The sequence below is a fragment of the Natrarchaeobius versutus genome (assembly GCF_041205745.1).
In the GTDB taxonomy this organism is placed as follows: Archaea; Halobacteriota; Halobacteria; order Halobacteriales; family Natrialbaceae; genus Natrarchaeobius; species Natrarchaeobius versutus.
This window is the reverse complement of sequence record NZ_JBGFCC010000005.1, coordinates 358,087-369,267: the sequence shown is the minus strand read 5'-3', so window position 1 is coordinate 369,267 and position 11,181 is coordinate 358,087. Positions and strand designations below refer to the sequence as shown.

At 63.7% G+C, this 11,181-nt stretch carries 9 protein-coding genes and 1 pseudogene; 7 read left to right on the top strand and 3 right to left on the bottom strand.

From position 1 onward, the window contains the following. Positions 1–235: 235 nt before the first annotated feature. A complete protein-coding gene (locus AB7C87_RS13870) occupies positions 236–673 on the bottom strand; it encodes an acyl-CoA thioesterase (protein WP_369730066.1) in 438 nt (145 codons plus the stop codon). A 174-nt stretch (positions 674–847) separates the two neighbouring features. Between AB7C87_RS13870 and AB7C87_RS13865 the strand changes: the two are divergent. The 4 genes and pseudogenes from AB7C87_RS13865 to AB7C87_RS13850 form a co-directional block, all read left to right on the top strand. Further along, a pseudogene (locus AB7C87_RS13865) lies at positions 848–1,051 on the top strand (hypothetical protein); the annotation flags it as partial. 33 nt (positions 1,052–1,084) lie between these two features. Further along, positions 1,085–1,480 (top strand): winged helix-turn-helix domain-containing protein, encoded by a 396-nt coding sequence (locus tag AB7C87_RS13860; protein ID WP_369730065.1) that lies wholly within the window; start codon positions 1,085–1,087, stop codon positions 1,478–1,480. A gap of 3 nt (positions 1,481–1,483) precedes the next feature. Then, on the top strand, positions 1,484–1,831 hold the full coding sequence (locus AB7C87_RS13855; protein ID WP_369730064.1) for a type II toxin-antitoxin system PemK/MazF family toxin: 348 nt from the start codon (positions 1,484–1,486) through the stop codon (positions 1,829–1,831). A gap of 199 nt (positions 1,832–2,030) precedes the next feature. Next, positions 2,031–2,864: a 23S rRNA (uridine(2552)-2'-O)-methyltransferase gene (locus AB7C87_RS13850; protein ID WP_369730063.1), complete on the top strand. Its 834-nt coding sequence runs from the start codon at positions 2,031–2,033 to the stop codon at positions 2,862–2,864. A 170-nt stretch (positions 2,865–3,034) separates the two neighbouring features. On the opposite strand, the gene AB7C87_RS13845 is transcribed toward AB7C87_RS13850, so the two are convergent. Together AB7C87_RS13845 and AB7C87_RS13840 are read right to left on the bottom strand one after the other, a co-directional pair. Beyond that, positions 3,035–3,211, bottom strand: a complete 177-nt coding sequence (locus AB7C87_RS13845; protein WP_369730062.1) for a ribbon-helix-helix domain-containing protein — start codon at positions 3,209–3,211, stop codon at positions 3,035–3,037. An 84-nt stretch (positions 3,212–3,295) separates the two neighbouring features. Then, positions 3,296–5,626 (bottom strand): twin-arginine translocase subunit TatC, encoded by a 2,331-nt coding sequence (locus tag AB7C87_RS13840; protein WP_369730061.1) that lies wholly within the window; start codon positions 5,624–5,626, stop codon positions 3,296–3,298. A 149-nt stretch (positions 5,627–5,775) separates the two neighbouring features. On the opposite strand from AB7C87_RS13840, the gene tatC reads away from it, so the two are divergent. The 3 genes from tatC (at position 5,776) to AB7C87_RS13825 (ending at position 11,092) form a co-directional block, all read left to right on the top strand. Further along, entirely contained in the window at positions 5,776–6,828 is a 1,053-nt protein-coding gene (gene tatC / locus AB7C87_RS13835; RefSeq protein ID WP_369730060.1) for a twin-arginine translocase subunit TatC, read from the top strand. Positions 6,829–7,126: 298 nt separating this feature from the next. After that, positions 7,127–9,313 (top strand): assimilatory nitrate reductase NasA, encoded by a 2,187-nt coding sequence (gene nasA / locus AB7C87_RS13830; RefSeq protein ID WP_369730059.1) that lies wholly within the window; start codon positions 7,127–7,129, stop codon positions 9,311–9,313. 429 nt (positions 9,314–9,742) lie between these two features. Next, positions 9,743–11,092: an MFS transporter gene (locus AB7C87_RS13825; RefSeq protein WP_369730058.1), complete on the top strand. Its 1,350-nt coding sequence runs from the start codon at positions 9,743–9,745 to the stop codon at positions 11,090–11,092. Positions 11,093–11,181 lie beyond the last annotated feature (89 nt).

Sequence of the window (11,181 nt, the reverse complement as noted above, 5' to 3'; positions counted from 1 at the left end):
TCGCTCACTCCGTTCGCTCCGAACCGCGCTCGCTCCGAACCGCGCTCGCTCCGAACCGCGCTCGCTCCGAACCGCGCACGCTCCGAACCGCGCACGCTCCGAACCGCGTACGCTCCGAACCGCGCACGCTCCGAACCGCGCTTTTCGTCTGGCGATTGGGTGTGCAATGACGTTCAGTGGCTACGATATGCCAGTTCGATCGCCCGGTAACGAAGCGTCCGACCGCAGTCCACGGTCAGTAGTTCGCCTCGAGCGCCCGGTCGCGAAGCCGTTCGCCCTCGTCGCTCTCGACGGTCAGGTCAGGGACGGGAACTGGCGCGTTGTCTTCGTCGATCGCGACGAAGGTAAACGAGGATTCGGTGGTCTTCTCAGCCTCCCCGGTTCGAGGCTCCTCGCGCCACGCCCGAAGCGCGACGTCGACGCTCGTCCGGCCTGCACCGTAGACGTAGGCCTCGACCAGTGCCGTGTCGCCGATTCCAATTGGACGTTCGAAGTCGAGTTCGTTCACCTGCGCGGTGACGCAGGTCTCGCCCGCAAAGCGCATCGCCGACATGGCGGCGACCTCGTCGAGCCATTTCATGAGATTCCCGCCGTGAAGAGTGTCGTTGTTGTTCGCGTGGTTCGGCTGAACGCGAAATCGGTTTCGAATCTGCGTCTCGAGGACGGTTGGCATACGAACGCGTTCGCTCGAGAGCGTGAAGAAAACACCCGCTCTCCGGGAACGCGATCACCGAATTTCGTGAATCCGGATCGAACTGGAACAGGGCCCCCGCGGGGCTGGAGACTCCTCAACGGGAGGCCCGATATCCTCGCCACGTTTGACCTCGACGAGCCACCACACTATCGCTCGCGGAGGCTCGCCTGGCGGGCCGTCGTCGCCGACCGACCTTGGGCCGAGGCGGCTCGAGACGCGGGCTGGAACGTCGAGTCGACGTTCGAGCGGCGGGTTCACCGCTTGCTGACCCGGTACGTAATGGTGCCCTCGTCGTTGGGGGAGGAGTCTCTCGTCGTCTACGTCCACCTGCAGAGTCAGCGTCGCGACCACCGATAAGGATTAATACTGAACGATACAAACTGATACACAATGCCGATTCCAGAGGACGAGTTCCGGACGATCGACGAGGATACCCCCACCACTGACCTCACACCCGACACGACACAGGGGAGGATCTATCGGTTCCTCCTCGAGAACGCCGACACGGCGTTCCGCCAGCGCGAGATCGTCGACGCCGTCGATGTACCACGAGGGAGCGTCGGCCCGACGCTCAAGCGACTTGAACGGCGCGGGTTGGTCGAGCACCGCGGCCGCTACTGGAAGATCGCCGACGCCGAACACGCTACGGTCTCCGCCGGATTACTCGGTGCCACGACGGCCGACGATATCGATGGCGGCTTCTCCGACGAGGAAGTCGACGAGTGGATGGAAACCGCAGTCGATCCGATCGACGAACTCGACGAGGACGATAGCGAGGGGGCCTAGGCGATGGCCGAACGAGGCGACGTCGTGTGGGCTCCCGATCCGTTCAAATCAGGCGGTGGGAATCCGCGACCGTGGTTGGTCGTGTCGGCGGAGAAACTCCCGTATTCCGATGAAGAGTCGATCACGGTCGCATTCACCACACAGTCGCATCATCCTGGAAGTTTCGAAGTGCCGAGCGGTGCGTGGGCTCGTGGTGAACCTCGGACGCAGAGTTACGTCCTTCCGTGGTCGGTGGCGACGCTGAAAGACGAGACGCACATTGTCGGGATGCAGGGTACGGTCTCAGACGAATTTTCGGGGCGAGTTGCGGAAGCCTTGCTATCGTATCTAGATCCGTCTACGGTCGAGTAGCAACGATTTTCAGTAGCTACTGTCGCAACACGAGGTCGATCACCGGATCCGTTCCGAGTGTCTGCAAGAACCACGTTTTTGAAACGGCTGACTTCTCATCCGACGAGTCTTTCCGGGTCGACCGCGTCACACTGTGTATGAACGCGAATTCGCCGACGATCCGCGGTCGATACGGATCGCCAGATCCGGTGACGTCCCCATGACCGGGCGCGATCAGTACTACAACAAGGCGAAACAGCAGGGCTACCGCAGTCGGGCGGCCTACAAGCTCAAACAGTTAGACGACCTCGAGAACGTGATCTCCGGGGGCGACATCGTCGTCGACCTCGGGGCCGCCCCCGGCGGGTGGCTCCAGGTGGCGGCCGAGAAGGTCGGTCCCCACGGAACGGTGATCGGCGTCGACCTCCAGCGCATCAAAGACCTCGAGGACGACGATCTCGCCGATCGCATCGAGACGATTCGCGGCGACATGACCCAGGACCGAACGCGAGAGCGCGTCGTCGAAGCCGCGGGCGGAGCGGTCGACGAGGGTGACGACGGGGAGTCGGCCCCTCGAGCCGGCGGCCCGGTCGACGCCGTCGTCTCCGACATGGCGCCGAACGTCTCCGGCGAGTACTCGCTCGACCAGGCCCGATCGCTCCACCTCGCGCGCCAGGCGTTCGAGACGGCACTCGAATTGCTCGATTCGGACGGTGACTTCGTCGTGAAGGTCTTCGACGGGCCGGACGTCGACGCGTTTCGCGAAGATCTCGAGGAGGAGTTCAAATACGTTCGGGCGACGAGCCCGGACGCCTCGCGCCAGGAGTCCTCCGAGATCTATCTCATCGGAAAGGGGCGTATCACCGCACCCCTCGAGGAAGGAGACGAACTCGAGGTCGAGATCGTCGACGTCGGGAGCGAGGGCGACGGTATCGCTTCCGTCGAGGGCTACCGGCTGTTCGTCCCGGCGACCGAGGCGGGAGAGACCGTTTCGGTCCGCGTCGAAGACGTCAAGCCGAACTTCGGGTTCGCCCAGCGGATCGACCGGGACTGATACGGATTCCTGTCCCGATGTCCCGGCGGTGAGTCGAACCGTGTGAGACGAGTCTCGGTGGAGGAGTGCAGCGAGTCCACCGTTGCAACCGCGACCCGGGCGGCGGTTGCGCCGGAACTGACTGACAGGAAACCGTATGACGCCGTGGACCGTCCGGCTGACGGCGTCCGTTACTCTTCGGTCTCGAGGCGATTGTGTCGCGCATCGATCTCGTCTAAGATATCGAGGTTCTTGCGGATCGAGGCGCGGATGGCGTCGCTTCTGTTGACGTACTTGCCGTCGTCGCCGACGTGGGCGTCGAGGTCGTCGAGCAGTTCCTGTGGGATCTCAACGCTGATTTTGGGCATAGCGGGGGATTCGAACGCGAGGTGCTTAATTCGCCCCGTCTCGAGGACGGCGGCGGCATCGAACGACGTGGCGAGAAGATCAGTTCACCGTCCGAGCAACCCGTCGTCGATCGTCGGTCCGCCGCCGCTGCCGCCGAACAGTCGGCCGCCGGCCGTGAGCACGTAGAGGACGGCGAGCCCGATAACGTACGTCAGCGCGATGGGGATGGCGAACAGCAACATCGTGAGGATTCCCTTCGGGCTCGCGATCGCCGCGACGGCGAAGACGCCGACGACGACTGGACGCCAGTGAGCGAGCATCGACCGGTAGCTGACGATGCCGCCGACGTGAAAGAGCGCCATCGTGACGATGATGTTGAAGAGGAATCCGATACCGACGGTCGTGAAGATGACGAGCCAGAAGAAACTGCTGATGCGGTAGGAGACGACCATCCCGTTGGTGATCGCGTCGGAGACGAGATAGGAGATGACTGCCGGCGCGATCCAGAAGAACCCGAGGTAGGTCCCGAACGCGAACCCACCCAGCAGTGAGCCGCCCCAGACGACGAAGATGCGCCGGTCGCCGTAGACCAGTCCGCGCTCTTTTAGCGCCGGCCAGGCGTAGTACAACACCAACGGGAGGACGGCGACGATCGCCGCCAGCACGCTCACCTTCACCTCGAAGATGAGGACCTCAACCGGATGGAGCGCGATGACGATGTCCATCTGCATGACGAGTTCCTGGAACGTCAGACCGACGGGATCGACGCCGTTACGGAGCGCGACCTCCTGAAGGACTTCGTCCGGAACGCGGGCCAGGAACGTCTCGAGCACCCGGCCGAGACCGCCGCTGTAGAGCCAGAAGAAGGTCCCGCCCATGACGAGCATAAACAGGCCGACGATGCGGAACATCTTCGACGTCAGGCTGTTGAAGACGAACGCGATATCGTAGGCGTAGCCGCCGATGTCGTCCTCAGTCGTCTCCTCGTCGGTGAACGGATCGAGCATTCCAGCGGCGGTACTCGCGAAGACGCTATCGTCCTCGTCGGCTTGTGCGCTCGAGGTCGATCCGTCGGAACTCCCGGTACCGGCGTCCGAGTCGCCGGCCGCCTCCGATTCGGCGGCTTCCGCCTGGAGCGTGTCGAATCGGTTCAAGATCGCTTTCGCCTTCTCCCGGTCGTCGTCGTACATCGCCTCTCGGGAGTATTCGAGGGCCTCCTCTTCTTCCATCGCGAGAAAGACCGGTGCGGGCACCTCCTCGACGTCGTCGGCCGCGAGCGTCTCGAAGTCGACGTCCTCGGGGTCGTCGGCCTGGCGAATGTCGTCCTCGCGGGGGTAGACCGGCGCCTGCAACACGCGGATCGTGTAGCCGAGCAAGAGCACGAGACCGACGCCGGCCGCGATGGCGACCCCGACCGCGACGTCGCCGAGCAGGCCGTACTCGATGGCAACCGCCTCGAGGGTGCCGCCGTCGTCGGGGCGAACGATCGCGGGGAACAGCGGGTAGATGGACTCTTCCATGTACTGGAAGCCGCCCTGATTGACGACGGATGCGGTGGCGACGGCGGTGACGGTCAGAATGGCGACGAACCGGATGATGAGTCGTTTGATGTGTCCGGCACCGGTTCCGTCCGTCTCGGCGGCGCCGCGTCGGCGCACGTTCGTGACGACCTTGGCGAGACCGAGGCTGAAGATGTACAGCGCGACCATCGGCATCGCCCACATGATGAGCGTAAACGGATCCGGCGGGGAAAACAGCGCGCCGAAGACGGTGACGCCCACGACTGCGTGGCGCCACTTGTCGCGGAACGTCTCGTAGGGGATGATTTCGGTGTAGGAAAGCACGCCCATGAGCAACGGAAGCTGGGCGGCGAGGCCGAACGACAGCGTCAACAGCGCGATGAACTCGGTAAACTCCGTGATACCGAAGCTGGGTTTGACGCCCGCGCTGACGGCGTTCGACGCCAGGAAGTCGAAGGCGTAGGGAAAGAAGATCCCGTAGGCGTAGATGACGCCGCCACAGAACAGGACGAACGAACTCGCGGCGAAGCCGGCCAGATACAGCTTCGAGATCGGAACGACGCTGTCGTACCCGCGCCGGCGCAACGCTTTCCGGGAAAGATAGAGCAAGGCAGGGATCGCGACGAGTATCCCGACGAAGATACCGATCTTGGCCTGTAACAGGATGACTTCGAACGGCGTTCGAGTGATGAGATCCGTCGAATCGGCGACGTAGGGCTCCATCTCGGCGGTCGCCGTCGCCTCGAGGAAGTCCCAGATCCAGATTCGCAGGGCGTAGAAGGTGCCGATAAAGCCGATCACGAAGACGATGAACACCTTCTGAAGATGCGTCTGCGCGCTCGAGAGCAGCGTACCGAGGGTTTCCCGACCCGCCGCGACGGTCTGGACGGTATCCTCGCCGACGGCAGAACTCATATCCTGTCTCTGGGTAACTGACATCCGGTTATCAACCTTTCGAGTAGGAAACGGGGGTTCGGGCGAACTGATCGCCTCCGCCTTGTCACTCTCTCCCGGTGCTCGTAAGAAAAAGGCCTATAACCGGCGGCCTATCTATATCTCGATAGATGTCGGAGGAGCCGCCGGAGAAGGGGGACCTGGATACTCCCGAAGAGCCACGCGAGACCCCCGACGAGCGGCCGCATTCGGATACGGATGCGAACGCGGACGAGCCAATAGAGACGGAGGAGTCGACGGGAGCGGAAGATGCCGTGGAGGATGCGGCGGAAGCGGAGGAGTCGACAGGAGCGGAAGACGCGCCGGAGGAGTCGACGGGAGCGGACGAGGAACCGCCACTCGAGACCGACGGCGAAGGCGTCGTCGGCGGTCACGAGCCAGAATCGGGCGATCCGGAGTATCCGGACCCGGACGAGGACGTCGGCGGTATCTCGACGCCGCCGGACGACCAGGAGATGCCGCTTGCGGACCACATCGAGGAGATGGTCCTCCGGTTCGCCAAGGTCTTGCTCTTTGCGTGTGCCGGGACCGCGCTCGGTCTGCTGTTTGCCTCCCAGGCCATCGAGTACGTCTGGCTCAACGTCTTTCCCTACGAGATCGACCAGGTGCCACCGCCACACGTCTATCACCCACTCGAGCTGTGGCTCACTCGGATCAAGCTCTCGGCGTTACTGGGTCTCATGGTGGGTCTTCCGGTGTTCGTCTGGGAGTGTTACCAGTTCATGCGTCCCGGGTTGTACCCTAACGAGCGAAAGTACTACCTGGCGGCTGTACCGACGAGCGTCGTTCTGGCGGGCGTCGGCATGCTGTTTTCGTACGTGCTCGTCTTGCCGATCCTCTTTCAGTACTTTACGTTCTACGCGGAGGGAAGCGCGGGGATCGCGTACGCTCTCGGCGAGACGTTCGACATGATCATCACGCTCACCGGTCTCCTCGCGATCGTCTTCCAGATCCCGCTTTTCATCATGCTCGCGATCATGATGGGCGTGACGACGCGACGGTGGCTCGCCGACAAGCGGCTGTACTTCTGGGCGGGCTTTCTCGGCCTCTCGTTTATGTTCGCGTTCGATCCGACCGGAATGGCGCCGATCCTCGTTGCGATCACGATGATCTGTCTGTTCGAGGGGACGCTCCTGATCCTGAAGTGGGTCGGCCGAGAGTAGTTCGTTCTCGATCGGCTACGATACTCTCGAGGGCCGATCGAGTCCCGTTGCTGTTCGTCTACTTCCAGTCGGCTGATCGGAGTTTTACTCCCTTATACTGTCCCTCATCCATCCCCATATTTGTCGAAGCGACAGATTCGTGCACAGAATATGGGCATATGTAAATGGTTATGGTTTAGTACGCTCGAATGTTCTCTCACTACGTGGAATATCGGATGATGTTGGAGAAAATCTCTGCTGTGTGTTGTGATTGTAAATCACACGCCTCTCTCGTTCGTCGCCGCTCGAGGTGGTCGCGGTGACCGATCTCGTGCCGACGACCTGTATGCGGTGTGCCGTCGGTTGCGGACACGTCCAGCGCCCGGTCGAGCAGGGCTACGGGCTCGACGTCGTCCGTGGCGATGCCGCTCACCCGGTCAACAATGGACTCGCCTGCCAGCGGGGGATCAGCGAGACCGCCGATCCGGACGGCGAGTGGCTCACTCGGCCGCTCGTCCGTCGCGACGGCGAACTCGTGGCGACGACCTGGGAAACGGCTCTCGAGCGCGCCGCTGAAGGCCTCGACACCGCCCTCGAGAACGGCCCCGATAGCGTCGCCGTCCTCGGGAGCGGCCAACAGACGAACGAGGCGGCCTACGCGCTTGGCAAACTCGCCCGCGGCGGGTTCGGGACGCGGTACTACGACGCGAACACGACGCTGTGTATGGCCTCCGCCGTCACCGCCTACTACGACGCCTTCGGCAGCGACGCGCCGCCGCCGACGTACGACGACGTCCCTGAGGCCGAGACCCATTTGGTCTGGGGTGCGAACCCGGCCGCGGCCCATCCGGTGTTGTTCCGGTGGATAAACCACTCTTCCGACGACGAGAACTCCGAACTGATCGTTGTCGATCCAATCGAGAGCGAGACAGTCGAGGTCGCGGATCATCACGTCCCGCTCGAGCCGGGTGGGGACCTCGCACTCGCTCGAGCCGTCCTGGCCCGCGTAATCGAGACCGACCGGGTCGACGAGTCGTTCGTCGCCGAGGCAACCGACGGGTTCGACGACCTGCGCGCTCGGCTTCCGGACGCGGCCGCGGCCGCCGAACGCGCCGGCGTCTCGATGGCGGACGTCGATCGACTGGCCGCGGCGCTCGAATCGCCGACGCTCGTCTACTGGGGGATGGGGATCAACCAGAGCGTCAACGGTACAGCGGGGGCGGGCGCGCTGGTCGATCTCTGTTTGGCGACCGGTAACCTCCGGCCCGGCTCCGGTCCGTTCTCGCTGACCGGTCAGGCGAACTCGATGGGGACGCGTGTCTGCTCGTCGAAGGGGACCTGGCCCGGCCATCGTCCGTTCGACGATCCGATCCACCGAGCGGCGGTCGCGGAAACGTGGGGCGTTTCCGTCTCTAGACTGCCGGACGAGCCGGGACCGGGGCCGGTCGGGATCGTCGAGGCGGTCGACGACGGGATCGAAGCGGTCTACGCGGTGGCGACCAACCCCGTCGCCGGAATGCCCGACGCCACTCGCGTCGCGGACCGACTCGAGGACGCCTTCCTCGTCGTCCAGGACGCCTTCGACAGTGAGACGGTCGAATTCGCCGACGTCGTCCTGCCGGCGGCGACCTGGGGCGAGTCCGAGGGAACGACGACCAACATGGAGCGAACGGTCTCCCGAGTTCGAGCGGCGACGGAGACGCCGACGGGAGTCAAAACCGACCTCGAGTTGATCGGCGAACTCGCCGACCGGGTCACGCCCGGCCTGTTCGAGGACTCTCCGGAACCGGAGGCGACGTTCGACGAACTGGCGGCGCTGACTGCCGGCACGCCCGCGGATCTCTCGGGGATCAGCTACGGCCGTCTCGAGGCGGAGGGCGCGGTTCGGTGGCCGGCACCGAAGCCGGACGTCTCCGTCGACTACCGCTACTACGAGGGCGGGGGTGCGCGAGCGGAGGGGACGGACGACGATACCGGTGACGATGGCGACAGCACTCACGTCGAATCGTGGTCGTTCCCGACCCCCTCCGGTCGCGCGCGCTTCTCGACGGGCCAGGCGCGACCGTTACCCGAGCCCGTCGACGAGTCGTACCCGCTTACGTTGACGACCGCCCGGCGGCCGGATGCGTACAACACTGGTGTCAGAACTCGGGCGGACGAACCGCCGGTCGCCCGCGTCAGCCCCGCGACGGCCGTCGCCTTGGCCGGGGAACTCGGCGTGGACTCGTCGACGTTCGACGCGCTCTCCGGTGACGACCGCGGCGACCGATACGGTCGGGTCGTCTCGCGACGGGCCGCCCTCACGGTCCGCGTCGAGTCCGACGAGTCGATCCCCGACGGCGTGGTCTGGCTTCCGATTCATCATCCCGACGTCAACGATCTCACGCTCCCCGACGTCGATCCGCGCTCGAAGGAGCCGAATTTCAAACAGTGTGCGGTTCGACTCGAGGCGCCGGCGGAACGCGAGCACAGTCCGATCGCCGACGCGAGTGCGTACAGTAGCTGAACGTCTGTACGCACTCGATCGCGCGATGGAAGCGCGGCTCTCGCGTCACTCGAATCCGCGGACGGGCGAACGGGAGCGACGACCCGTGAGCTGTGCGATCGGTGTACACACCGTTTGCGCTGATACTGTCGGCCCGTCGGTGAAGTCGACGCCTGTTCCTCCGTCACAACCTGCGACCGACGTTGAAACAGTACAAATTCGGGTCGATTTCTCCGAATAAACGTCCTAATATCGTCCATATTTGATTGAAGATGCTCCGTCCATCGACGAATTGTATGTCTCCTTCCCAAATTGTAAACGAATATGGTTTTACGGATCAATAACGTGGACAAAAGGTGTGAAATACAACACGTTCGGGTTGCAATATTTCGCATCGGCGTATGATCGTCCGTCGACGCACCCAGTGTCGGCGCGGGGCTCCGTCGAACCATGAGCGAGATCTCACGCCGGGAGTCACCGGCCGGCGACTCCAGTATTCGCGGTACTCCCCGTCGTGCGCTTACGATCCTGACGTTCGGTTATTTCGTCGGATTCGCCGGCGTCGTCGTCTACGGTCCCGTCGCAACTGAGTTCGAGGAGTTGCTCGGGCTCTCAGGCGTCATGCTCGGTCTTCTCGTCGCCGCACCACAGCTGACGGGGTCGTTACTTCGCATTCCGTTCAGCGCGTGGGCCGACAGCGTCGGTTCGAAGAAGCCGTTTGCGATCCTGCTCGGACTCTCCGTCGTCGGCATGGCCGGGTTGCTCGCCATCCTGACAACGGCGTACCCGAACGGGTTGACGATCGTCCACTATCCGTTGATCTTCCTGTTCGGTTCACTGAGCGGCTGTGGGATCGCCGCGTACTCCGTCGGGATCACCGACACCGCGTACTGGTACTCCGCCGACCGTCGCGGGACGATGCTCGCAATTTTCGCCGGGCTCGGCACGACGTCCCCCGGTCTCTTTACGATCGTCTCGCCGTTCGCGCTGGGGGCGGTCGGACTCACGGGTACGTACGCCGCCTGGTTCGTCTTCTTGTTGTTCGGGACGATCGTCTTCGTCGTCCTCGCCGTCGACTCGCCGTACTTCCAGTATCGCAAACGCGGCCTCGAGGCTGACGAGGCCAGAGCCCGAGCCGAGGAGAACGGACAGGAGTTGTTCCCGAGCGGAGACGCGATGGAGTCGATTCGCAAAGCGGCGAAGATTCGTCGCTCGTGGATGCTCACCGGGATGTTCTTCGTCTCCTTCGGCGGCTACCTCGCGCTCACGACGTGGTTTCCCGTCTACTGGTATAACTTCCACGGGCTGGACCTGCGAATGGCTGGGGTCGTGAGTGCGCTCACGTTTACGCTCCTGTCGGCACTGTTTCGCGCCTCGGGCGGCGCGGTAAGCGACCGATTCGGCGGCGAGGAGACGACGATGGCGAGTTTCGGACTCGTGGTGCTCTCGACGCTCGTCCTCATGGTCACCTCGGATCTCTACACCGCGATCGTCGCGACAGTCGCTCTCGGTGCCGGGCTGGGAATCGCCAGCGCGGCCATCTACCAGTTGCTCCCCCAGTACGTTCCTGAAGCCGTCGGCGGTGCGTCCGGACTCGTCGGCGGGCTCGGGGCGTTCGGCGGGTTCGTCGTTCCGCCGATACTCGGGCTAATCGTCGACGTCCAGGGCGTCACCGGTTACGCGACCGGGTTCGTCATCTACCTTCTCCTCGGCCTCCTCTCGCTCGGCCTCGCGACCAGTCTGTACCGATCGGAGTCGACGGCCGTTCCGTCGGGCACTCCGGTGCCGGCCGACGACTGATCGTTCTCGGAACTCGCCCGGAGTACCGTCGCCTTTCTTCTGGATCTGTCCCCTGGGAGGCTACCGAGCGCTATCGGCCCCCGAAACTG